The 23,836-nt window shown below is 71.1% G+C and carries 22 protein-coding genes; 1 reads left to right on the top strand and 21 read right to left on the bottom strand.

What is annotated here, in order from left to right; all coding sequences use genetic code 11:
* Positions 1–37: 37 nt before the first annotated feature.
* Both ITX44_RS04000 and ITX44_RS03995 read right to left on the bottom strand, forming a co-directional pair.
* Positions 38–337, bottom strand: coding sequence for an STAS domain-containing protein (locus ITX44_RS04000; RefSeq protein ID WP_205355574.1), 300 nt, complete (start codon positions 335–337; stop codon positions 38–40).
* Positions 338–556: 219 nt separating this feature from the next.
* Positions 557–1,405, bottom strand: a complete 849-nt coding sequence (locus ITX44_RS03995; RefSeq protein ID WP_205355573.1) for a 3-hydroxyacyl-CoA dehydrogenase family protein — start codon at positions 1,403–1,405, stop codon at positions 557–559.
* Positions 1,406–1,550: 145 nt separating this feature from the next.
* Between ITX44_RS03995 and ITX44_RS03990 the strand changes: the two genes are divergently transcribed.
* Positions 1,551–2,123 (top strand): cob(I)yrinic acid a,c-diamide adenosyltransferase, encoded by a 573-nt coding sequence (locus ITX44_RS03990; protein ID WP_205355572.1) that lies wholly within the window; start codon positions 1,551–1,553, stop codon positions 2,121–2,123.
* Between the two features lie 186 nt (positions 2,124–2,309).
* On the opposite strand, the gene ITX44_RS03985 is transcribed toward ITX44_RS03990, so the two are convergent.
* The 19 genes from ITX44_RS03985 to ITX44_RS42540 all read right to left on the bottom strand — a co-directional run bounded on the left by ITX44_RS03985 (position 2,310) and on the right by ITX44_RS42540 (position 23,593).
* Entirely contained in the window at positions 2,310–2,756 is a 447-nt protein-coding gene (locus ITX44_RS03985; RefSeq protein ID WP_205355865.1) for a DUF2550 domain-containing protein, read from the bottom strand.
* A 151-nt stretch (positions 2,757–2,907) separates the two neighbouring features.
* The gene (locus ITX44_RS03980) at positions 2,908–3,282 is read right to left on the bottom strand and encodes a F0F1 ATP synthase subunit epsilon (protein ID WP_236060013.1); all 375 of its coding nucleotides are present in this window, start codon (positions 3,280–3,282) and stop codon (positions 2,908–2,910) included.
* Between the two features lie 182 nt (positions 3,283–3,464).
* Entirely contained in the window at positions 3,465–4,910 is a 1,446-nt protein-coding gene (gene atpD / locus ITX44_RS03975; RefSeq protein WP_205355570.1) for a F0F1 ATP synthase subunit beta, read from the bottom strand.
* Positions 4,911–4,915: 5 nt separating this feature from the next.
* A complete protein-coding gene (locus ITX44_RS03970) occupies positions 4,916–5,851 on the bottom strand; it encodes a F0F1 ATP synthase subunit gamma (protein ID WP_205355569.1) in 936 nt (311 codons plus the stop codon).
* A 4-nt stretch (positions 5,852–5,855) separates the two neighbouring features.
* Positions 5,856–7,427, bottom strand: a complete 1,572-nt coding sequence (gene atpA / locus ITX44_RS03965) for a F0F1 ATP synthase subunit alpha (RefSeq protein WP_205355568.1) — start codon at positions 7,425–7,427, stop codon at positions 5,856–5,858.
* 169 nt (positions 7,428–7,596) lie between these two features.
* Positions 7,597–8,412, bottom strand: coding sequence for a F0F1 ATP synthase subunit delta (locus tag ITX44_RS03960; protein ID WP_205355567.1), 816 nt, complete (start codon positions 8,410–8,412; stop codon positions 7,597–7,599).
* Entirely contained in the window at positions 8,409–8,951 is a 543-nt protein-coding gene (locus ITX44_RS03955) for a F0F1 ATP synthase subunit B (RefSeq protein ID WP_205355566.1), read from the bottom strand. The genes ITX44_RS03960 and ITX44_RS03955 overlap by 4 nt, the downstream gene beginning before the upstream one ends.
* A gap of 44 nt (positions 8,952–8,995) precedes the next feature.
* The gene (gene atpE / locus ITX44_RS03950) at positions 8,996–9,241 is read right to left on the bottom strand and encodes an ATP synthase F0 subunit C (protein ID WP_205355565.1); all 246 of its coding nucleotides are present in this window, start codon (positions 9,239–9,241) and stop codon (positions 8,996–8,998) included.
* Between the two features lie 97 nt (positions 9,242–9,338).
* Positions 9,339–10,145: a F0F1 ATP synthase subunit A gene (gene atpB, locus ITX44_RS03945; protein ID WP_205355564.1), complete on the bottom strand. Its 807-nt coding sequence runs from the start codon at positions 10,143–10,145 to the stop codon at positions 9,339–9,341.
* A gap of 324 nt (positions 10,146–10,469) precedes the next feature.
* Complete coding sequence (locus tag ITX44_RS03940; RefSeq protein ID WP_205355563.1) at positions 10,470–10,946, bottom strand: Cg1360 family ATP-synthase-associated protein; 477 nt, start codon at positions 10,944–10,946, stop codon at positions 10,470–10,472.
* A gap of 216 nt (positions 10,947–11,162) precedes the next feature.
* A complete protein-coding gene (locus ITX44_RS03935; protein WP_205355562.1) occupies positions 11,163–12,470 on the bottom strand; it encodes an MraY family glycosyltransferase in 1,308 nt (435 codons plus the stop codon).
* A 197-nt stretch (positions 12,471–12,667) separates the two neighbouring features.
* Entirely contained in the window at positions 12,668–14,047 is a 1,380-nt protein-coding gene (glyA, locus tag ITX44_RS03930) for a serine hydroxymethyltransferase (RefSeq protein ID WP_205355561.1), read from the bottom strand.
* A 78-nt stretch (positions 14,048–14,125) separates the two neighbouring features.
* Positions 14,126–14,761, bottom strand: a complete 636-nt coding sequence (locus ITX44_RS03925) for an arsenate reductase/protein-tyrosine-phosphatase family protein (protein WP_307795110.1) — start codon at positions 14,759–14,761, stop codon at positions 14,126–14,128.
* A gap of 32 nt (positions 14,762–14,793) precedes the next feature.
* Positions 14,794–15,441 (bottom strand): L-threonylcarbamoyladenylate synthase, encoded by a 648-nt coding sequence (locus ITX44_RS03920; protein ID WP_205355560.1) that lies wholly within the window; start codon positions 15,439–15,441, stop codon positions 14,794–14,796.
* Between the two features lie 256 nt (positions 15,442–15,697).
* Positions 15,698–16,543, bottom strand: a complete 846-nt coding sequence (gene prmC / locus ITX44_RS03915; protein ID WP_205355559.1) for a peptide chain release factor N(5)-glutamine methyltransferase — start codon at positions 16,541–16,543, stop codon at positions 15,698–15,700.
* A gap of 40 nt (positions 16,544–16,583) precedes the next feature.
* Complete coding sequence (gene prfA / locus ITX44_RS03910) at positions 16,584–17,666, bottom strand: peptide chain release factor 1 (protein WP_205355863.1); 1,083 nt, start codon at positions 17,664–17,666, stop codon at positions 16,584–16,586.
* 96 nt (positions 17,667–17,762) lie between these two features.
* Positions 17,763–17,993, bottom strand: coding sequence for a 50S ribosomal protein L31 (gene rpmE, locus ITX44_RS03905; protein ID WP_205355558.1), 231 nt, complete (start codon positions 17,991–17,993; stop codon positions 17,763–17,765).
* 182 nt (positions 17,994–18,175) lie between these two features.
* Positions 18,176–19,282: an LCP family protein gene (locus tag ITX44_RS03900; protein WP_205355557.1), complete on the bottom strand. Its 1,107-nt coding sequence runs from the start codon at positions 19,280–19,282 to the stop codon at positions 18,176–18,178.
* A 288-nt stretch (positions 19,283–19,570) separates the two neighbouring features.
* Complete coding sequence (locus ITX44_RS42540; RefSeq protein ID WP_205355556.1) at positions 19,571–23,593, bottom strand: amidase domain-containing protein; 4,023 nt, start codon at positions 23,591–23,593, stop codon at positions 19,571–19,573.
* Between the last annotated feature and the right edge of the window lie 243 nt (positions 23,594–23,836).

Raw genomic sequence — 23,836 nt, 5'->3', positions numbered from 1 at the left:
CATCCATGAAGTGCAGGGGTCCGCCCCGGGCCACGGGTCACGGCTGGGATTCGATGGCCAGGATCCGGTGCAGCCGGGTGGCCACCAGCAGCCGCTGCATCTGCGGCGGCACCCCGCGCAGCACCAGGCGGCGATTGGCGCGGCCGGCCCGGCGGTGGACGCCCATGATGACGCCCAGTCCGGTCGCGTCCCAGGAGTCGAGTTCGGTGAGGTCGAGCACCAGGTCGCCGCGGCCGGAGTCGACCGCGTCGTGGAGGACGGTGCGGGCGTCCGCCGCGCTGCGCACGTCGAGGCGGCCCCCGACGACCAGCTCGGTGTGGTCGCCCCTGATGTGCATAGTCACTCCTCGAAGCGCGGTGGGGAACCGTGCGGACCGCCGGCCGGGCTCCGCCGGTCCGGCACCGTTCCCTCTGTCTTCACACAACTGACAGCCCCTCGTACGCAGAAGTTGCCGTCTGTGAGCCAACCGACACCGAAATCACCCTGGCGAGTGAAGCGGGGTACATGATCCGCAGCCGTGTCCGCAGTCGCATCCGCCGTCGTATCCGGGGCCGGATCAGTGGCTGTAGAAGCCCTGTCCGCTCTTGCGGCCCAGGTCACCGGCGTCAACCATGCGCCGCATGAGTTCCGGCGGCGCGAACTTCTCGTCCTGGGACTCGGTGTAGATGTTGCCGGTGGCGTGCATGAGGATGTCCACCCCGGTCAGGTCGGCGGTGGCGAGCGGGCCCATGGCGTGGCCGAAGCCCAGCTTGCAGGCGATGTCGATGTCCTCGGCCGAGGCGACGCCGGACTCGTAGAGCTTGACCGCCTCGACCACCAGCGCGGAGATCAGCCGGGTGGTCACGAAGCCGGCCACGTCGCGGTTGACGACCACACAGGTCTTGCCGACGGCCTCGGCGAACTCCCGGGCGCGGGCCAGGGTCTCGTCGCTGGTCTTCAGGCCGCGCACCAGCTCGCACAGCTGCATGAGCGGCACCGGCGAGAAGAAGTGGGTGCCGACCACCCGCTCCGGCCGCCCGGTGACGGCGGCGATCTTGGTGATCGGGATGGCGGAGGTGTTGGAGGCCAGCACCGCGTCGTCGCCGACGATCCGGTCCAGGGCGCGGAAGATCTCCTGCTTGACCTCGATCTTCTCGAAGACGGCCTCGACCACCAGGTCGGCGCCGGCGGCGGCCTCCAGGTCGGTGGTCGGGGTGATCCGGGCCAGCGCGGCCTCGGCGTCCTCGGCGGCGAGCTTCCCCTTGGCGACGAACTTCTCGTACGAGGAGCGGATCGCGTCCGTGCCGCGGGTGAGCGCCTCGTCCGTGACGTCCCGCAGCACCACCTCGTACCCCGCCTGGGCCGAGACCTGCGCGATGCCGGAGCCCATGAGTCCGGCTCCGATGACGGCGAGCTTCTTCGTCACGGCACACACCTTCCGTTCGCCATTGATTCGGGGTACGTCGCCGGACCTTAACGCCCGTTCACCGCCGGGCGCAGCAGGTTGTCGCCCGCGTCACCGTGTGTCCTTGGTCGCACACCGGGCCACTCGAGGGCCTACGCTCGCAGACATGGTCAACCTCACCCGCATCTACACCCGTACCGGCGACGACGGCACCACCGCGCTGGGCGACATGAGCCGTACGGCCAAGACCGACTCCCGGATCGCCGCGTACGCCGACGCCAACGAGGCCAACGCGGTGATCGGCACGGCGATCGCGCTGGGCGGGCTGCCGGAGCCGGTGGCCGCCGTGCTGGTCCGGGTCCAGAACGACCTGTTCGACGTGGGCGCTGACCTGGCCACCCCGGTGGTGCCGGACCCGGCGTACCCGCCGCTGCGGGTCGAGCAGTCCTACGTGGACCGGCTGGAGGCCGACTGCGACCGGTTCCTGGAGGACCTGGAGAAACTGCGCAGCTTCATCCTGCCGGGCGGGACCCCCGGCGCCGCCCTGCTGCACCAGGCGTGCACGGTGGTGCGCCGGGCGGAGCGGTCCACCTGGGCGGCGCTGGCCGAGCACGGCGAGACGATGAACCCGCTGACCGCCACGTATCTCAACCGGCTGTCCGACCTGCTGTTCATCCTGGCACGCACGGCGAACAAGGAGCGCGGCGACGTCCTGTGGGTGCCGGGCGAGAACCGCTGAACCTTAAGGCCGGCCTAAGCCCGCCCCGGAATGGTCCAGACCTCTTGACCGGTGGTCCAGACCTTTTTACGCTCCGGGCAGCCGGGAGCCGACACCCTGCCGCCCGTCGGCTCCCGGTCCCATGTGAACAGGCACGAAGCAGGTACGAAGCAGGTACGAAAAAACCGCCACGGGCGGGCGGCTCGGTCAGGCCACGTTGACCCGCTGGCCGGGCGGGGCGGCTTCCAGCCAGGCCAGGAAGCCGGTGAGCGCGTCGTCGCTCATGGCCAGTTCCAGCCTGATGCCGCGATGCGAACAGGCCAGCACCACCGCGTCCGACAGCAGCGCCAGCTCCTCCGAGCCCTGCGGATGGCGGCGGCCCAGCACCTCGATCGCGGGGCGCTCCAGCACCCGGCGCGGGCGGAAGGCGTAGGAGAACACCCGGAACCACTCGACCCGGTCACCGCTGTACCGGGCCACCCCGTACACCCAGCCCTTGCCACCGGGTTCGGTGCCCTCGGGCGGCGCCTCGCGCAGTGAGCAGTCGAAGGTGCCGCCGGGGCGCTGGATCAGTCGGCGGCGCAGGCCGAACAGGAACAGGCCGAACAGCCCCACGGCGATGATCACGCCGGCCACCTCGAATGCGAGGATCACGTCCACCATGCCTCCTCGCCCAGAGATGACTGACTGCGGCGGCGCCGCGGACCGCCCGGTGGGGCAGTCCGCGGCACCTTGACGTGCGTGGCGTCCGCGACGTGCGTGTCGTGCGGGACGCCTTTGAGTACGGAACGGGTCCGCGCAGTGTTCAGTGCGCGCCCGCGGCGGCGGCCAGCCGGACCTCCGCGCGGCGCTCGGCCGCCGCGTCGGCCTCGGACTTGGACCGCTCCAGCGCCCGCTCGGCCCGGGCGACGTCGATCTCCTCGGCCAGCTCGGCGATCTCGGCGAGGATCGAGAGCTTGTTGTCCGCGAAGGAGATGAAGCCGCCGTGCACGGCGGCGATCACGGTGCCGCCGTCGCTGGTCCGGACGGTCACCGGCCCGGACTCGAGCACACCGAGCAGCGGCTGGTGTCCGGCCATGATGCCGATGTCACCGGACTTGGTGCGGGCGATGACCATGTGGGCCTCGCCGGACCACACATTGCGGTCCGCCGCGACCAGCTCGACGTGAAGGTCGGCCAAGACGGCTCCTCGGTTCGGCACCCACCGTCCGCGGGGATGCGTCGTACTTCCGATGTACTGCTACTGGGCTTGCGCGGGCCTGAAGCCGACACGGGCTTCTGCCGACACAGAATACGGGGTGCGAGCGGGGGGCGAGTCCCAGGGCTCCGTGGGGAGTCCGGGCCCGCCCCCCGGTCACCGGATCAGCTGACGCCGAGCTTCTTGGCGTTGGCCTTGAGGTCCTCCAGGCCACCGCACATGAAGAACGCCTGCTCCGGGAAGTGGTCGTACTCGCCGTCGGCGATCGCGTTGAAGGCCGAGATCGACTCGTCCAGCGGCACGTCCGAGCCGTCGATGCCGGTGAACTGCTTGGCCGCGTGGGTGTTCTGCGACAGGAAGCGCTCGATCCGGCGGGCGCGGTGGACGGTGAGCTTGTCCTCCTCGCCCAGCTCGTCGATGCCGAGGATGGCGATGATGTCCTGGAGGTCCTTGTACTTCTGCAGGACCCCCTTGACCCGGGTCGCGCACTCGTAGTGGTCCTGCGAGATGTAGCGCGGGTCCAGGATGCGCGAGGTGGAGTCCAGCGGGTCCACCGCGGGGTAGATGCCCTTCTCCGAGATCGGCCGCGAGAGCACGGTCGTCGCGTCGAGGTGGGCGAAGGTGGTCGCCGGGGCCGGGTCGGTCAGGTCGTCCGCGGGGACGTAGATCGCCTGCATCGAGGTGATCGAGTGACCGCGGGTGGAGGTGATGCGCTCCTGGAGCAGACCCATCTCGTCGGCCAGGTTCGGCTGGTAGCCCACGGCGGAGGGCATGCGGCCGAGCAGCGTGGAGACCTCGGAACCGGCCTGGGTGAAGCGGAAGATGTTGTCGATGAAGAACAGCACGTCCTGCCGCTGCACATCGCGGAAGTACTCCGCCATGGTCAGGCCGGCCAGGGCGACCCGCAGCCGGGTGCCCGGCGGCTCGTCCATCTGCCCGAAGACCAGCGCGGTCTGCGGCAGCACGCCGGACTCTTCCATTTCCGCGATCAGGTCGTTGCCCTCACGGGTGCGCTCGCCGACGCCGGCGAACACGGAAACGCCCTCGTGCAGCTTGGCCACACGCATGATCATTTCCTGGATGAGCACGGTCTTGCCGACGCCCGCGCCGCCGAACAGGCCGATCTTGCCGCCCTTGACGTACGGGGTGAGCAGGTCGACGACCTTCAGGCCGGTCTCGAACATCTCGGTCTTCGACTCGAGGTCGTCGAAGTTCGGCGCCTTGCGGTGGATCGGCCAGCGCTCGGTGACCTCGGCCTCGGCCGCCGGGTCGTTGAGGATCCGGCCGAGGGTGTTGAAGACGCGGCCCTTGGTGACGTCGCCGACCGGCACGGTGATGCCGTCGCCGGTGTCGGTCACCGGGGCCTGGCGGACCAGGCCGTCGGTGGGCTGCATGGAAATCGCGCGGACCAGGCCGTCGCCGAGGTGCTGGGCGACCTCGAGGGTCAGCGTCTTGGTCGCGCCGTCCGCGGACGGGTCGGCGACCTCGACGGTCAGCGCGTTGTAGATCTCCGGCATGGCGTCGACGGGGAACTCCACGTCGACGACCGGGCCGATGACCCGCGCCACGCGCCCGGTGGCCGTGCGGGCGGATTCTGCAGTGGTGGTCATAGTGGTCAGTCACTCCCCGCGCTAGCGTCGGCGAGAGCGCTCGCGCCACCGACGATCTCGCTGATTTCCTGGGTGATGTCGGCCTGTCGGGCCGCGTTGGCAAGCCGCGTGAGCGACTTGATGAGGTCTTCCGCGTTGTCGGTCGCGGACTTCATCGCCCGGCGGCGGGCCGCGTGCTCGGAGGCGGCGGCCTGCAGCAGGGCGTTGTAGATCCGGCTCTCGACGTAGCGCGGCAGCAGCGCGTCCAGCACGCCCTCCGCGGACGGCTCGAACTCGAACAGCGGCAGTGCCTCGCCCTTGCGGCGCTCGGCACCTTCGCCGTCCGCGGCCCCGTCGGCCCCGTTGTCCAGGGACAGCGGGAGCAGCCGCCGGTCGACCGGGGTCTGGGTCATCATCGAGACGAACTCGGTGAAGACGATGTGCAGTTCGTCCACCCCGCCGGCCGCGGTGTCGGTCAGCAGCGACTCGATCATCGGTGCCGCGACGGCCTTGGCGTGCCCGTACTGCGGGCTGTCGGAGAACCCGGTCCACGACTCGGCCACCGCACGGTCGCGGAAGGCGTAGTAGGCCACGCCCTTGCGGCCGACGACGTAGGTGTCGACCTCCTTGCCCTCCCCGCGCAGCCGCTGGGTGAGCCGGTCGGCGGTGCGGATGGCGTTGGAGGAGTAGCCGCCGGCCAGACCGCGGTCGCTCGTGACGAGCAGGACCGCGGCCCGGGCCGGGTGCTCGGCCTCGGTGGTCAGCGGGTGCTTGGTGTTGGAGCCGGTCGCGACCGCCGTCACCGCCCGCGTGAGCTCATCGGCGTACGGAGTGGAGGCCGCCACCTGGCGCTGCGCCTTGACGATGCGCGAGGCGGCGATCATCTCCATCGCCTTGGTGATCTTCTTGGTGGCGGAGACGCCCCTGATCCGGCGCCGGTAGACCCGAAGCTGTGCGCCCATACGATCAGCCCTCGACCAGCAGCGCGCCCGAGGACGTCTCGAACCGCTTCTTGAAGGCCGCGACGGCCTCGGTCAGCGCGTCGATGGTGCCGTCCTCCAGCTTGCCGGTCTCCACGATGCCGGTGAGCAGCGACTTGTGCTCCCGGTGCAGGTAGTCCAGCAGCTCGCGCTCGAAGCGGCGGATGTCGGCGACCGGTACGTCGTCCAGCTTGCCGGTGGAGCCGGCCCAGATCGACACGACCTGGTCCTCGATCGCGAACGGCGCGTACTGCGGCTGCTTGAGCAGCTCGACCATGCGCTGGCCGCGCTCCAGGGCCGCCTTGGAGGCCGCGTCCAGGTCGGAACCGAAGGCGGCGAACGCCTCCAGCTCACGGAACTGGGCGAGGTCCACGCGGAGCCGGCCCGCGACCGACTTCATGGCCTTGATCTGCGCGGAGCCGCCGACCCGGGAGACCGAGATACCGACGTTCAGCGCGGGCCGCTGGCCGGCGTTGAACAGGTCGGACTCCAGGAAGCACTGACCGTCGGTGATCGAGATCACGTTGGTCGGGATGAACGCGGAGACGTCGTTGGCCTTGGTCTCCACGATCGGCAGGCCGGTCATGGAGCCCGCGCCGAGGTCGTCGGACAGCTTGGCGCAGCGCTCCAGCAGGCGGGAGTGCAGGTAGAACACGTCGCCCGGGTAGGCCTCGCGGCCCGGCGGACGGCGCAGCAGCAGGGAGACCGCGCGGTAGGCGTCGGCCTGCTTGCTCAGGTCGTCGAAGACGATCAGGACGTGCTTGCCCTGGTACATCCAGTGCTGGCCGATGGCCGAGCCGGTGTACGGGGCGAGGTACTTGAAGCCGGCCGGGTCGGACGCCGGGGCGGCCACGATGGTGGTGTACTCCAGCGCGCCGGCCTCCTCCAGCGAGGCGCGCACGCCCGCCACGGTGGAGCCCTTCTGGCCGATGGCGACGTAGATGCAGCGGACCTGCTTCTTCGGGTCGCCGGAACGCCAGTTGTCGCGCTGGTTGATGATCGTGTCGATGGCCAGGGCGGTCTTGCCGGTCTGGCGGTCGCCGATGATGAGCTGGCGCTGGCCGCGGCCGATCGGGGTCATGGCGTCGACGGCCTTCAGGCCGGTCTGCATCGGCTCGTGCACCGACTTGCGCTGCATGACGGTGGGCGCCTGCAGCTCCAGGGCGCGGCGGCCCTCGGTCTCGATCTCGCCGAGGCCGTCGATCGGGTTGCCCAGGGGGTCCACGACCCGGCCCAGGTATCCCTCGCCGACGGCGACCGAGAGCACCTCACCGGTGCGCTGCACCGGCTGGCCCTCCTCGATGCCGCTGAACTCGCCGAGGACGATGGCGCCGATCTCCCGCTCCTCGAGGTTGAGGGCGAGCCCGAGGGTGCCGTCCTCGAACCTCAGCAGCTCGTTCGCCATGGCCGAGGGCAGCCCCTCGATCTTCGCGATGCCGTCTCCGGCAACGCTGACCGTGCCGACCTCCTCGCGCGAGGCGGCGTCCGGCGTGTACGACTGGACGAACGTTTCCAGCGCGTCCCGGATCTCCTCCGGCCGGATCGTAAGCTCCGCCATCTGGGTTCCCTGCTCTCCTTGTTGGGCCCGAAGTTTCTGGGGCCTCCGGGGGCGTGCCCCGAAGGACTCTGTCGGCCCAACCCGGGCCGCCTTCATGCTTGTTGCTGGGACGGTGTTGTCTGACGCCGTTCTGGACGGTGTCAGGACGGTGTGGTCCGCGGCGCCGCGGTCAGCCGGCCATCCGCCGGGCCGCCTCGTCGAGACGGTCGGCGATCGAGCCGTTGATCACCTCGTCGCCGATGCGCACCCGCACCCCGCCGAGGACCTCGGGGTCCACGTCCAGGTTGAGGTGCACCCGCCGGCCGTAGATACGGGCCAGCGCGGCGCCGAGCCGCTCCCGCTGCCGGTCGGTCAGCGGGACCGCCGACACCACTTCCGCGACCATCCGGTTGCGGCGAGCGGCGGCCAGCTTCGAGAGGGTCTCGATCCCACTGTCCAGGCTACGTCCTCGCGGAGCCGTGACCAGCCGGGTGACCAGCCGTTCCGTGACCGGTTTGGCCCGTCCGCCCAGCAGCGTGTGCAGCAGTTCCGCCTTGGCGTCGCTGCCGGCGAGCCGGTTGGCGAGCGCCGCCCGCAGTTCGCCGCTGCTGTTCAGGATGCGGCTGAACCGGAACAGTTCGTCCTCGACGTCGTCCAGGTCGCCGGCCCGCTCGGCGGCGATCAGGTCGGCGTCGTCGGCCAGCTCCTCCAGGGAGTCCACCAGGTCGCGGGGCTGCGACCAGCGGGACCTGACCATGCCGCCGACCAGGTCCACGGTGTCCTCGCCGACCTGGCCGCGCAGCAGCCGGCCGGCCAGCGCCGCCTTGGTCTCGCCGGCCTGGGCCGGGTCGGTCAGGGCGCGGCGCAGGGCGCCTTCGCGGTCGAGCAGACCCGTGACGGCGGCCAGCTCGTCGGCGAGCTGCGTCGCGTTGACCGACACGTGGTCGGCGAGCGCGTCGAGTCGCTCCCGGGCGGCAGCCAGGGCCTCGCGGCTGGCTCCGTTCATCGTGCCGCCCCGGTCTCGGCCGCCGAGCCCTCAAGTCCCTCGAGGAAGCGGTCGATGGTGCGGCTCTGCCGGGCGTGGTCCTCCAGGGACTCGCCCACCAGCTTGCCGGCCAGGTCGGTGGCGATCCGGCCGACTTCCTGCCGGAGCGTGGCCGTCACCTGACGGCGGTCCGCCTCGATCTGGGCGTGGCCCGCGGCGATGATGGCCTCGCGCTGGCGCTGGCCCTCCTCGCGCATCTCGGCGATGATCTGCGCGCCCTGCTCACGGGCCTGCTCGGTGATCCGGGCCGCCTCGTGACGGGCCTCGGCGAGCTGCGCCTTGTACTGCTCAAGGGTGCGGTTGGCTTCCGCCTGCGCTTCCGCCGCCCGCTCCAGGCCACCCTCGATCGCGTCGTGCCGCTCTTCCAAGGTCTTCTGGATGTTGGGCAGGAGCTTCTTGCCAAGAAGGCCGAAGACGATGAAGAAGCACAGAAGGCCGACGACCAGTTCCGCACCGCCGGGGATGAGCGGGTTCTGCGCCCCCTCCGCGAGGAACAACATGATCTCTGAACCTTTCGTCGAGTGTGGCTATCGGTGCGGACAGCTCACTTCTGGAAGACAAAGGGCGCGACCAGACCGAGCAGCGCCAGCACCTCGCAGAGCGCGAAGCCCAGGAACATGTTGGTGCGGATGATCGGCATGGCCTCGGGCTGACGGGCCATGGCCTCGATGGAGTGACCGAAGACCAGACCGATACCCACGCCGGGGCCGATGGCGGCCAGACCGTAGGCGACGGCGCCCAGGCGACCCGCGGTGGTGGCGGCGGCGAGGTTCACAAGCTCGGCAGACATTTCCCTGTCTTCCTTTTCGTGATGTGTGCGATGCGGTGGTGTCCGCCGAGGGGCTTCCCGGCGGGGGTGGTGCGGGGACTGCGGGGCTCGTCGCGGGTCAGTGACCCTCTTCGAGCGCTCCGCTGATGTAGATCGAGGCGAGCAGCGTGAAGATGTACGCCTGCAGGAACTGGATCAGCAGCTCGAAGGCGGTCATGCCGGCGGCCAGGACGAAGGAGCCGCCGGCCACGGCGGACAGGAACGAGGGAGTCAGCAGGTACCAGCTCGCGACGCTGAACAGGACGATCAGCAGGTGACCGGCGAACATGTTGGCCCACAGCCGCACCGCGAGGGTGAACGGGCGGGTGATCACGTTCTGGATGAACTCCAGGAGCACGATCAGCGGCACCAGGAACTTGGGCAGACCCTCGATCCACACCAGGTTCTTCACGCCGCCGCGGAAACCGTGCGTCTTGAAGGTCAGGTACATGTACGTGATGAAGACCAGCGCCGCGAGCGCGACCGGGAACGCGAACTTGGAGTTCGCCGGGAACTGCGCGAACGGGATGATGGACATCACGTTCATGATCCACACGAAGAAGAAGATCGACGTGAGGAAGGGCACGTACTTGTCGCCCTTCTTGCCGATCACTTCGCGGGCGATGCTGCGGGCGACGAAGTTGTAGCCGATCTCACCGACGAGCTGCAGCTTGCCCGGGACCAGCTTGGGCTTGTTGAAGGCAGCCCAGAAGAAGCCCACGACGAGCACCACGCAGATGATGGCGAGGAGCATGGGCTTGGTGAAGTCGAAGCTGCCGATGCTGAAGATCGGCTTGAAGTCGAACGAGTTGAGGCCCGGAGCCGGGAACGCGCAGTCATGGTTGATGTGGCATCCGCTCTCCGCGAGCAGCGTGTGGGCACTCACCCGTGACTCCTTCGTCGTGACGCATTGAAGACTGCAACTGTCTGTGTCGGCGCGGTCGCTGGGACCGCTGGTCGGCACCGGGAACGTGGCGTGGCGGAGCCACCGCGATCCGCTGAGAGCCCGCATCGAGGACCGGGTACCCGGGACCTCCGCCTGAGCGGCGGCACCGGTTCCGAGTACACCGCAGGACGAGGGGGCGGCACCTTCTCCCTGCGAGAGGGGCCCCCACGTCCGGATGCGCTTCCGGACGATAGCAGATGAGGTTGACGGGCCCTTACCCTGGCCTTATCCAGGGCCTGGTCCCGTACGGCGTCCGGCCAGGGGTTACCCGCCATGGGAGGAGCCCGTCTTCAGCGAAGGCGCGTCCTCCCTGGACGGCTCGGCCGCGGGCTTCGCCGGTACGGACGGTTCCGGGTCCACGTACAGCATCTTGGCCGTGAGGCTCTCCCGCACCTGGCCGCCCACCCAGGCCAGCGCGGTGCACAGCAGAGTCAGCGCGAAGGCCCGGCCGTTGAAGGCGCTGGTGTCCTTGAACGCGATGACGAAGATGCCGATCAGCAGGATCTGCACGGTGTAGACGAGCATCCCCGCGCTCATCACCACTTGCGGTTTGTCCTGGGTGATCCGCATCAGCGCCCAGGAGCCCAGGCCGAAGAAGGCGGCCATCACGGCCAGTGCGACGAGGCCGCCCAGTAGTCCCTTGCCGCCGGCGGCGACGGCGCTGACCACGGTGGCGACAACTCCCACGGGAGCGGCGATGATCGCCGATCCGCGTAGGATCCGGGCGTCGTTGGGCTGCATGGGGGCGGCTCCTCCGGCGGGAGTTGGGACAAGCGGGATGTCGTCGGAGACGAGCGTAGTCAAGGCAAGTCAGGGCAGAGGACGGCCCCCGCCTCGGGCGGGGGTCCTCCGGGCGCCGTTTCGACCGTTCTCAGGGTGTAACGGCGCGGTCCCTGCTTTCGTGAACGGTATCACAAAGTATTTGATGCGGTCTTTACCATGGAGATGTGCTGCCTGTCACACACGCGTGCTGTCGACACGGCGGCGATCCTGTGTCGCCGTGCGGTCACCGACCGCGGTCGAGCCGTGCAGGGCGGGCCGGTCGGCGGAGTGCATCTCGCGTTCGGCGGCGGTCGCGGCCGCGGCGAGCCGGCGGCGGCGGTTGCGGTAGCGCGGCGGCACGAACGACTCGGCCCAGCGCGGCGCCCGCGGCCGCACCCGCGGCAGCAGCAGGACCACCAGGCCGAAGCCGCTGAGGATCACGATCACCAGCACGATCGACAGGCTGGAGGAGTTGACCGAGAAGGCCACCGCGGAGAAGGCGAACAGCGCGGCCCAGAAGTACATGATCAGTACGGCGCGGCTGTGCGAGTGGCCGATCTCCAGCAGCCGGTGGTGCAAGTGGCCCTTGTCGGCGGCGAACGGGGACTGACCGTTCCAGGTACGGCGGACCACGGCGAGCACCAGGTCGGTGGCCGGGATGGCGATCATGGTCAGCGGCAGCAGCAGCGGCATGTAGACCGGGACCATGAAGTGCACGGTGTTGCGGGTGGATCCGGTGAAGCTGGTGATCGCGTCCGGGTCGACCTGGCCGGTGATGGAGATCGCACCGGAGGCGAGCACCAGGCCGATCAGCATGGAGCCGGAGTCGCCCATGAAGATCCGGGCCGGGTGGATGTTGTGCGGCAGGAAGCCCAGGCACATGCCGATCAGGATCGCGCTGAACAGCGTCGCGGGCGCGGCGGCCTCGATGCCGTGGCCGTACCAGATGCGGTAGCTGTACATGAAGAACGCGACGGCGGCGATGCACACCATGCCGGAGGCCAGACCGTCCAGTCCGTCGACGAAGTTGACGGCGTTGATGGTGATCACCACGAGCGCGACGGTCAGCAGCGTGGACTGGATCGGGGTGAGGGCGACGGTGCCGATGCCGGGCACAGGGAGCCACAGGATGGTCAGGCCCTGCATGACCATCACGCCGGCGGCGATCATCTGGACGCCCAGCTTGATCAGGGCGTCCACGCCCCACTTGTCGTCCAGGACGCCCAGCAGCCAGATCAGCCCGGCCCCGGACAGCAGGGCGCGCGGCTCGTTGGAGAGCTTGAACGCGGCCCCGAGGTTGGTCAGGTGCGCGGCGGTGACCAGACCCGCGCACAGCCCGCCGAACATGGCGATGCCGCCCAGTCGCGGGGTCGGCTCGCGGTGCACGTCCCGGTCCCGGATCGGGGGCATGGCGCCGGCCGCGATCGCGAACTTCCGTACCGGCCCGGTCAGCAGGTACGTGACGGCCGCGGTCACGAACAGAGTCAGCAGATACTCGCGCACGAGCAGCCTCCGCCGTTTTCGGGGGCGCAGCCGTCATGCGCACGCGTCCGGGGGTTCCTCACAGCGTCACACCCTAGTGGTGGCCGGGCCGGGACAGCCAACACAAGGGAAGACTCACAGGGAACCTTTGCGGTTGCACTCCGTCCGCGGTGGGAATGTACGAAGGTCGGGCATGTTACGGCCGGGTGAGCAAGCCGTCACGCAGCGGTCACCGGATACGGCGGGAAGCGCCGGGTCAGGGCCGTGACCTCGGTCACCGTGGCCGGCTCCTCGCGCAGCGCCCGGCCGATCAGCTCCCCGATCCGGGTCATCTCGGCGCCGCCCATGCCCTGCGTGGTGACCGCGGCGGTGCCCAGCCGGATCCCGGAGCACTCCTCGCCGGCCCGGGAGTACGGCGGGGCGTACTTGTCCAGCACGATGCCGGCGGCCGCGCACCGGCCGCGGGCGCTGCCTCCGGACAGGCCCAGCGGTGCCAGGTCGGCGGTGATCAGGTGGGTGTCGGTGCCGCCGGTGAGCACGTCCAGGCCCTGCCCGGCGAGTTCCCGCGCGAGCAGGCGGGCGTTGGCGACCACCTGGTGCGCGTACGCGGCGAAGCCGGCGCCCGCGGCCTCCTGGAAGGCGACCGCCTTGGCGGCGATGGAGTGCAGGTGCGGGCCGCCCTGGGAGAACGGGAAGACCGCCCGGTCCACCCGGGGGCCCAGGTGCTCGCCGCACAGGATCAGCCCGCCGCGGGGGCCGCGCAGCGTCTTGTGGGTGGTGGCGCACACCACGTCGGCGTACGGCACCGGGTTCGGAGCCGCTCCCCCGGCGACCAGGCCGAGGGTGTGGGCGGCGTCCGCGATCAGGTAGGCGCCGGCCTCGTCGGCGATCTCCCGGAAGGCCGCCCAGTCCAGGTGCCGGGGGTGGGCGATGGTGCCGCACACGATGGCCTTGGGGCGGTGCGCCAGGGCCAGGTCGCGCACCTGGTCGTAGTCGATCAGGCCGGTGTCCGCCCGCACGCCGTAGCCGACGAAGCGGAACCAGCGGCCGGAGAAGTTGGAGCGGGAGCCGTGGGTGAGGTGGCCGCCGTGCGGCAGCGCGGTGGCCAGCACGGTGTCACCGGGGACCAGCAGGGCGGCGTAGGCGGCCAGGACGGCCGAGGAGCCGGAGTACGGCTGCACGTTGGCGTGTTCGGCGCCGAACAGGGCGCAGGCGCGCTCCACGGCCAGCCGCTCGGCCAGGTCCACCAGTTCGCAGCCGGCGTGGTGGCGGCGGCCCGGATACCCCTCCGCGTACTTGTTGGCGAGCGGCGAGCCGAGGGCGGCGAGCACGGCCGGCGAGGCGAAGTTCTCCCCCGCCATGAGCTGCAGGCACCGGCTCTGCCGGTCCAGTTCGGCCAGCAGCAGCCCGGCCAGCTCCGGGTCCTGGCGGCGCAGCGCCGAGAAGTCCGCGGGCAGCCCGGTGGGCGGGGCCCCGGCCCGGCCGGAGGCGGCGGACCCGCCGGGCGGCGCGGCCCTCCCTCCGGCGGGCGCGGCGGAGGCCGGCTCCGCGGCCGGCGCGGCGGGTGTTTCGGCGGGCGTTGCGGCCGAGACCGGCATGGCTGCCTCCCGGGCGAGGAGAGGTGATCCCGGTCCCACTGTAGGCGCGCCCGCGCCCGGCCGCCCTGCTGTGGACGGCTAAACGGCGGCCGGGATTCCGGTCAGGGCGGTGACCACGGGGTCCAGGGCGAGCTGGATCTCCTCGCCGATGCTGCGGAAGTACGTGATCGGGGCGCCGTAGGGGTCGTTGACCTCGTCGGCGTCCGGGGTGGAGGCCAGCAGCCAGCCGCGCAGCGCCGCCGCGGCCCGTACCAGGGCCCGGGCCCGCTCGGTCACGCCGTCCTCGGGCAGGGTGGCCTGGTCTATCGCGCGCACGAGCCGGGTGAACTCCTTGAGGGTGAAGGTGCGCAGGCCCGCGTCGTGGCCCATGGCGATGACCTGGGCCCGGTGGTCCCGGGTGGCGGTCAGCACCAGGTCGGCGTCGATGACGTGGTCGTCCAGCAGCTCCCGGCCGGTGAAGCCGGCCGGGTCGGCGCCGTACTCGGCGAGCACCGCGGCGGCGTGGGCCTCCATGGGCGCGCCCTCGTGGCCCCAGGTGCCCGCGGACTCCACCAGGATGCCCGCGGCGCCGTCGCCGAGCCGCCCGGCCAGGCCGTGCCGCATCAGCCGCTCGGCCATCGGCGAGCGGCACACGTTGCCGGTGCAGACGTGCAGCACCCGGAAGAGGTCACGCCCCTGCCCCGGTACGCCCGGCGGGACGTCCGGTCCCCGTATGCCACGCCACTCGGACCGGTGTCCGCCGGGCGTCAATTGCGCTCCTGCAAGTCGGGTACGACCTTGCGCAGCTCCTCCGCACTGATCGCCCCGGCCCGCAGCAGCACCGGCACCTTGCCGGTGACGTCCACGATGGAGGACGGCACGGCGGCCGGGGTGGGCCCGCCGTCGAGGTACACCGCGACCGAGTCGCCCAGCATCTCCTGGGCCGCGTCGCAGTCCTGCGGCGAGGGGTGGCCGGTGAGGTTGGCGCTGGAGACGGCCATCGGCCCGGTGGCGGTCAGCAGCTCGATCGCGACCGGGTGCAGCGGCATGCGGACCGCGACGGTGCCGCGGGTGTCGCCGAGGTCCCAGTTCAGCGAGGGCTGGTGCCGGGTGACCAGGGTCAGCGCGCCCGGCCAGAAGGCGTCGACCAGCTCCCAGGCCTGCTCGGAGAAGTCGGTGACGATGCCGTGCAGGGTGTTCGGGGAGCCCACCAGCACCGGCGAGGGCATGGCCCGGCCGCGGCCCTTGGCCTGCAGCAGGTCGCCGACCGCCTCCGCGTCGAAGGCGTCGGCGCCGATGCCGTAGACGGTGTCGGTGGGCAGCACCACCAGATCGCCGCGCTTGACCGCCGAGGTGGCCTCGCGCAGGCCGGTGGCCCGGTCGTTCGCGTCGGAGCAGTCGTATCGCCGTGCCATTAGCTGACCTCCAAAGACGTACCCAGGAACGTACTCACGGCATCGCCTTGCAGGCGGTCGTGCTGCATCGGTGCCTTCACGGCACCGCCTTGCGGGCGGTGGTGCCGCCATCTCCCGGGGGACGACCCCCGGACCCCCGGCAGATTCTCCCGCGCATCCCCGATCCTCACGGCACCGCCTTGCGGGCCGTGGTGCCGCCATCTCCCGGGGGACGACCCCCGGACCCCCGGCAGATTCTCCCGCGCATCCCCGATCCTCACGGCACCGCCTTGCGGGCGGTGGTGAAGCGCGGACGGTTGTTGAGGTCGGGGTGGTCGGCCGCGTCCGCCCAGCCGGCGTCCTCGTGGAAGATCCAGGGGACCTGGCCGCCCTGGGAGTCGGCGTGCTCGATGACGACCACGCCGCCGGGGCGCAGCAGCCGGTGGGCGGTGCGCTCGATGCCGCGGATGGCGTCGAGGCCGTCCTCGCCGGAGAACAGGGCCAGCTCGGGGTCGTGGTCGCGGGCCTCGGGGGCCACCAGCGGGCGCTCGCGCAGCGGGATGTACGGCGGGTTGGACACCACCAGGTCGACCTGGCCGTTGAGGTCGGGGAAGGCGCTCAGCGCGTCCCCGGCCCGCAGGTCGACCTTGCTGCCCGCCACGTTCTTGCGGGCCCACTCCAGGGCCTGCTCGGACAGTTCCACGGCGTGCACGCGGGAGCGCGGCACCTCCTGGGCCAGGGCGAGCGCGATGGCGCCGGAGCCGGTGCACAGGTCCACCACGACCGGCTCGGCCACGTCCATGGCGCGGACCGCGTCTATCGCCCAGCCGACCACCGACTCGGTCTCCGGGCGCGGCACGAACACCCCGGGCCCCACCTGGAGCTCCAGGTAGCGGAAGAAGGCCCGGCCGGTGATGTGCTGCAACGGCTCGCGGGCCTCGCGGCGGGCGACGGCCTCCCAGTAGCGCGCGTCGAATTCGCCGTCGGCCACGCTGTGCAGCTGTCCGCGCTTGACGCCGTGCACGTACGCGGCCAGCTCCTCGGCGTCGAAGCGCGGCGACGGCACCCCGGCCTCCGCCAGCCGCTGCGCGGCCTGCGCCACCTCGGCGAGCAGCAGGTTCACTTCCCTCGTCCCCTTCAGCCCTGGGCCCGGCCGGCGCCGGTCAGCCCGCCGCCTCGCCGGCCGCGGCCAGCTTGGCGGCGGCGTCGGCGTCCACGCACGCCTGGATCATCGTGTCGAGCTCCCCGTCGAGCACCTGGTCCAGGTTGTACGCCTTGAAGCCGGTCCGGTGGTCGGAGATCCGGTTCTCCGGGAAGTTGTACGTGCGGATCCGCTCGGACCGGTCCACCGTACGCACCTGGCTGCGGCGCGCGTCGGAGGCCTCCTTCTCGGCCTCCTCCTGCGCGGCGGCCAGCAGCCGGGAGCGCAGGATGCGCATCGCCGACTCCTTGTTCTGGAGCTGGCTCTTCTCGTTCTGGCAGGAGACGACCAGGCCGCTGGGCAGGTGGGTGATGCGTACCGCGGAGTCGGTGGTGTTGACCGACTGGCCACCGGGCCCGGAGGAGCGGTAGACGTCGATCCGCAGGTCGTTGGGGTTGATCTCGACCTCGACCTCCTCGGCCTCGGGGGTGACCAGCACCCCGGCCGCGGAGGTGTGGATCCGGCCCTGCGACTCGGTGGCCGGCACCCGCTGCACGCGGTGCACGCCGCCCTCGTACTTCAGCCTGGCCCACACGCCGTGGCCGGGCTCGTGGCCGGCCCGGGCCTTGACCGCGACCGAGACGTCCTTGTAGCCGCCGAGGTCGGACTCGTTGGCGTCCAGGATCTCGGTCTTCCAGCCGGCCCGCTCGGCGTACCGCAGGTACATCCGCAGCAGGTCGCCGGCGAACAGCGCGGACTCCTCGCCGCCCTCGCCGGCCTTGACCTCGAGGATGACGTCCTTGTCGTCGTTGGGGTCGCGGGGCACCAGCAGCATCCGCAGCCGCTCGGTGAGCTCCTCGCGCTGCCGCTCCAGGTCCTTGACCTCCGCGGCGAACTCCGGGTCGTCGGCCGCCAGTTCCCGCGCGGTGCCGATGTCGTCACCGGTCTGCCGCCATGCGCGGTAGGTGGTGACGATCGGCGTCAGCTCGGCGTAACGACGGCCCAGCCGGCGCGCGTTGGCCTGGTCGGCGTGCACCGACGGGTCGGCAAGCTGCTTCTCGAGGTCGGCGTGTTCGCCGATGAGTTCCTCGACCGCCTCGAACATCATGGATCCCTGGGAAGTGCGGACTGGTGGCCGGACGACAAAGCGCCGGTCCGGCCGCCCTGCGCGGGGCGACCGGGGACCGGCGCTCTCGGGTCGCTACTTCTTCGCGGACCCGGCCGTCTTCGCCTTGCCGAAGCGGGCCTCGAAGCGGGCCACGCGGCCGCCGGTGTCGAGGATCTTCTGCTTGCCCGTGTAGAACGGGTGGCACGCGGAGCACACGTCCGAGCGGATCTGGCCGCTCGGCTCGGTGCTGCGCGTGGTGAACGACGCGCCGCAGGTGCAGGTGACCTGCGTCTCGACGTACTCGGGGTGGATGTCGCGCTTCAAGGATGCTCCTAGGTCCGGGAGGGCACCGGGTCGCTTCCGCGGGTTTGCGTCGCGTGAACCGGGGCCAGCGGTCAAGTCTGCCAGGACCGCCCGCACCGGACAAAACCGGGGCGGGACCGGGATCATTCCCGAGCTGTACGCGTCAAGGCGCATCCAGGCTCGTCGAGGCGCGCCAGGGCGCCTCAGGGGCGGCCGACGACCTTCGAGGCGGGGGACTTCTCGGCGACCGAGTCGCGGACGGCGGCCGGCGGGACCGGGCGGTCGGCCCGCAGGGCGGCCCAGACCATGGTGGCGCCGGAGGCGATGGGCCGCACCCGGTTGGGGTCGGTGGGCGCGTACTCGACCGGCAGGGTCACCGTGTGGGTGTGCCGGGAGTCGATGTGCTGCACGCTCTGTGCCAGGTTCATCAGCTTGTTCACCGAGCCGAGCCCGGTGTCGGTGGTGACGGCGCTGGTGGCGGTGTCGGCGACCGAGAACAGCTTGCCGGGGCTGGTGAGCAGGCCCAGCCCGCCGATCCGGTCCAGCAGGGCCCGCAGGAACGCCTGCTGGAGCTTGATCCGGCCCAGGTCGCTGCCGTCGGCCACGCCGTGCCGGGTGCGCACCAGGCCGAGTGCCTGGGCGCCGTTCAGGGTGTGGGTGCCGGCCGGCAGGTCCAGGTGGCTGTCCGGGTCGTGGATGGCCGCCGTGGTGGTCAGCGGGACCCCGCCGAGGGCGTCGACCAGGTGCCGGAAGCCGGAGAAGTCCACCTCGACGTAGTGGTCCATGCGCAGTCCGCTCAGCGACTCGACGGTCTTGACCGCGCAGGCCGGGCCGCCGACCTCGTAGGCGCTGTTGAACATCACCTCGTCGGCGGCGGGCGCGGTGCCGCCGCGGGGGGTGGTGCAGGGCGGGCGGTGGACGAGGGTGTCGCGCGGGATGCTCACCACGGTCGCCCGGGTGTGGCCGCGGTTGAGGTGGATCACCATGGCGGTGTCGGAGCGGGCGGTGCCGGTGTCCCGGCCGTAGACGCTGTCGGCGCCGGAGCGCGAGTCGGAGCCGAGGACGAGGATGTCCATGGCGCCGTTGTCGAGCCGGGCCGGCCGCCGCTCCTGGTGCAGCGCGCTGTCGATGTTCACCCGGTGGATGTTGTCGTTGAGCCGGAAGTACATGTATCCGGCGCCCGACGCGCCGAGCAGGACCAGGCCGGCCGCTGTCCAGGCCGCGATCCGCAGCCCCCGGCGCCGTCGTGCGCGGGCCGTGGCCGCCCCGAGCGGGCGAGCCCCCAGGCCCGGCAGATCGTCGTCCGGCATGGCGGTACCTCGGCTTTCGTCTCCCTGCTGTGTCGTTCCTGCGGCTACCCCCAATGGGTGCGGTCAGGCATGGGACGGGCCCTGGCGTTCCATCGTGCGCCCGGCACCGGCGTACCGCCATCCGGGCGACCCGGCGGCCGGCGACATACCCCTTGACCTGGGGAAATGCCAGCCGTGGATGTTTCACGGGTGCCTCATGGCCGTCGCAGGGGCGCCGGCCCCGCCCGATGCGGGGCGGGGCCGGCGCTCACTGCGGACACGGCCGGTCGGAGGCTGCGCGTCAGCGCCTCAGTTCCGCTCGTACGGTTCCGCGACCCACACGCTCAGCCGCGGGTTGGAGCCCTGCCAGGTCGTGTAGCCGGCCGCCTTCCACAGCGGCTCGTGATAGCGCTTCTTGGAGTGCTGGTCGATGTAGATGTTGTGGCTGGTGACAGCGGCGACGACGCCGGTGTGCGTGATGCCGGAGAATCCTCCGCCGGACCAGTTCGCGAAGATCAGGTCGCCCGCCGACACCCAGCTGGCGTAGGGGATGAACCAAGCCCCCTGGCGGGACTGGTAGTTCGCCAGGTGCACGGCCCCGGCCCAGGAGTAGCTGGTCTGGGTGTAGCCGTACCAGTACGTGTACTGGAACCAGTAGGAGTCGTTCTTGTACGAAAGGATCGGCGAGATGGGCACGTTCTCCGGCATCTTGCCGCCGGAGTGCATCGCCCGGGAGGCGAAGTCGGTGCAGTCGTCGCTGAATCCGTTGTAGCTGCCGTTCCAGTGCGCGTCGGCCCAGTTCTTGATGCCGGTCCGGTTCCCGTAGTGCGCCATGGGCCGCATCGTTCCGGCGGGCGGATCGGTGAAGTGGGTCCCGGTGGAGTCGACGCCGACCCCGTCCGGCGTGGTCCCGGTGAGGTCATCGAGGACAGCCGAATACGCGGTGGGGGCGGTCTCCGCGCTGACCGGCACGACCACCGCGTCGGCGTCGGTGTACTGGGTGATCGCCGGGCTGCCGCCGGCCGAGAAGGAGTACTCCACCGCGTCGGTCTCCTGGCCCGGGACCGACTGCGCCGTGCCGGTGCTGGTGTCCACGGTGGTGAAGGTCTCGTCCGCCGTGGCGAACACGTTGACCGTCGATCCGGTGGGATCGAGCGCGACCAACTGGTCGGACAGAGTGGTGGTGTCGTCGGTCTCCTGTTGCTGCATGGACGTCGCGTAGGTGGCCATGGCGGTGTCCGCGGAGACCTCGTTGTTCAGCCATCCGGTGATCGCCGTCTGCTGGCTGTCGCCGGCCGTGGCCGCCGCCGCGGTCGTCGTGGCGCCCGTCTGGAGGGAGTCACGGGCGTTGAGGAACTGTGTGACGGCGTCCAGATACTGCTGCTTGCCGCCGGGGACGGCCTGGGGTGTGGCGGTACCGGTGGCGGCGGCGCCTGTTCCGACCGGGTTCTCGGCGGTGACCGAGACGGTGTAAGCGGTGGCGTCCGTCAGCCCGGTCAGGACCGCGGAGGTGTCGGTCGTGGTGGTCGTGGCGGCCACGGTGCCGCCGGGGCCGGTCACGGTCACGTGGTAGGCGGTGATGCCGTCGGCGTCGCCCGTGGGGTCGAGGTAGCCGGTCGAGGACGGTTGCGCCCATCCCGCGATGACGCCACCGTCACCGGGCGTCAGCGTGAGCGACTGCGGTGCGGACGGCACTGTCGGCGGGGTGTAGTTGACGTGCAGGCTCGCGCCGCTGTACGCCTCCCCGGACGCGGTACCGGTCAGCAGAAGGCCGTCGTTGGACACGGCGCCGGTCGTCCAGGCGCCCACCAGCGTCGTCACGTCGTACGTGCCGGCGCTTTGCGACGCGCTGTACGAGGCGCCGGTGGTCACCGCCGCCAGGTCCGTACCGGTGGCGGCGGCGCTGACGTCCGAGGTGGCCTGGCCGATGGTCACGGTGTCCGCGGTGCAGGGGCCGAGGCACCCGGCCGGATTCATCGTGAGGGTCGCGGAGTCGATCGCGGAGCCCGCGGGGATCGCGCTCAGGTCGGCCTTGAGGGCGGCCACCCACTGGTTGGTGCCGTCTCCCCCGACGCTGAACGGTGCGCCGGTCGCCGGCGCGCTCGTGGCGTCGGCGGCCGCTGATGTGATGACCAGTGCCGACCCGCTGATGGTGGCGTTGCCGGGACCGGTGGGTGCCGTTTCGGTGGTGTCGGTGGGCACGGTGAAGGCGGGCCCGGCCGTGGTGTGCACGACGCAGGCGTCCGGTGTTCCCATGGACCAGGTGTAATTGCCGCCGGCGGTCAGGACCCCGGGCGGAACCCGCCAGCTGACCCGGCTGCCGCTGGGCGCGGTACCGGTGGCCGTCGGCGAACCGCCCACGGCCTGGCCCGAGGAGTCCACCAGGTAGATGTTGCCGGTCAGGATTCCGGCGCCGCCGGCCGAGGCGCGCACGATCCCCGACAGCACCGGCGCCCCCGTGCTCAGCCCGCCGACCTGGAGATCGGTCGGGGCCAGGCCGCCCGTGGCGCCACCGCAGGTCGCGGTGTCGATCCTGAGCAACTGGCCGGTGCTCCAGGCGGAGTAGTCGGCGCCGTCATAGGCACGTACCTGCCAGGTGTAGCTGCCGTCGGGCACAGCGGACGACGGCTTCCATGTCCCGGCGGTGCCGGAGGTCACGAACGCCGAACTGCCCGACGCGACCACCGTGGTGCGCGACAGCACCTGGTAGTCCAGCCGGACGGTGTCGCTGTCGGCGTCGGTGGCCTGCGCCGTGAAGGTCGGAGTACCCGTGCTGGACACCGTGTTCCAGAGGCCGCCGGCCGGCGAGAAGCTCATGCTCGTCGGGGTGGCCGGCGGGGTGTTGTAGGTGATGGACAGCGAGGGGTTGGCGAACTGCTTGTACTGGGCGCTGTTCGTCTCGCTGCTGTTGACCAGCACGAAGGTGATGTTCGACCAGTGATTGGCCGCGGCATTGGTCACCTGGTTCATGAAGCTGAAGGTGCCGCTGGGGGTTGTCGTGCAGGCCGGCCCGAAGTTCACCGAGCTCTGCTCCGCGACCTTGGCCGGGGCGTTGTTCCACGTGGTGGAGGCGCTGATCGGGTTGGTCGACCAGGTCTGCACGGCGTACGTGGTCGCGGCGCAGCTCGCCGAGTTCTCCTCGGTGAACTTCATGGACGCGCTGAGCACGTGCCCGTCCCAGATCTTCGACGGGATGCCCACCTGGTAGTAGGTCCGCTCGATACCGGTCGGGGGGTACATGGCCTCCAGACCGGCCCCGTTGCCGATGGCGGGCGGGATGTCGTAGTTCGACGACGTCGGCAGCGCCTGCTGCACCAGGTCGTAGTGCAGCGTCGAGCCGCTCGCCGGGTGCGGCACGTAGGCCGGATCGATGTACACCGGGAAGACCGTGTCCTTCTGCGACAGCAGTCCCCGGTCCGGGACCAGGTGCAGCGTGTGGTCCTTCAGGCTCGCCCGCACCGCGGCCCGGTGGGCGCGCACGCCCGGGCCCCGGTCGGTGGACCGGCTCGGGCCGCTCCGGGCGCCGGCAGTGGCCGCGGTGGCGCTCGGGGTGGCCGCGGAGGCGACGGTCGTGGCGGCCGTCCCGTTGGCGCCGGTCGCCGAGTCCCACATCGCCGGGGCCGGGGAGTTCACCAGCAGGCGGCCGCCGGAGTCCTTCACGGTGAGGTTTCCGCCCGCGTCGGTGACCGCGGTCGTCCCCGTACCGGTGGAGACGGTCTGCACCAGATCCGACAGCCGCGGGTCGGCGGCCGCGGCGGCGGTCCTGACCACCAGCGTCTCCTCGGCGCCGCCCTGGGGTGTCGCGGTGACCCGCAGGTCCACCCCGTCCAGCACGTTGCCGTAGGTGGCCGTCGCGCCGGACAGCGCCGGCACCGGCAGCGCCGACGGCCAGGCCAGGGACATCGCCTTGCCGTCGACCGTCATCGACATCAGCGGACCGGATCCGCCGCCGGACAGCACCAGGCCGGACTCCGCCGTCGCGGGCCGGACCGTCCCGTCCGCCCGCAGCGTCAGCGTGGCGTCCAGATCCGCCCACGCGCCGCCCCGCTTGACCCACTTCGGCTCCGCGAACGCGGTGTAGGTCATCGTGCCGTTGGTGTTCACGAACGTCTGCGACGCATCCGTACGGTCGCCCAGCACCTCGATCCGGCGGTGCTGGGACCGGGCCATCGACCGCGCCGACGCCGCGTCCTGCGCCTGCGCCGGACCGACCGACGCGGCCGGCCGGGCCACCCCCTCGGCGGGCGCGGCGGCCCGGGGCGCGGCCAGCGCCGTACCCGTGTCGCCCGCCACTGTGGCCGCCGAGGCGGCCAGCGCCGTCACCGCCGCCACGGCTGTTCGCCGTAACCACCGTGACGACGATCTCGCAGGACCACCCGACGCGGTACGCCGGGGACCCCCCCACCCTCTGTTCACTGCTTCTCCTTCGCGTGGCAACAGGCTGTGACTGTCATGTACAGCCCCCCGAAAAACCGGGAAATCTTCACACAGCAGCCACACAGCGAGGAAGGGGTCGCGCCGGGCCGATGAATCGACCTAACGGAATGGAAAATTCCACCCTTTCGAATCCTCGAA

Source organism: Actinacidiphila acididurans (assembly GCF_016918855.1).
GTDB lineage: Bacteria > Actinomycetota > Actinomycetes > Streptomycetales > Streptomycetaceae > Actinacidiphila > Actinacidiphila acididurans.
This window is presented reverse-complemented; position numbering and strand designations above follow the sequence as displayed.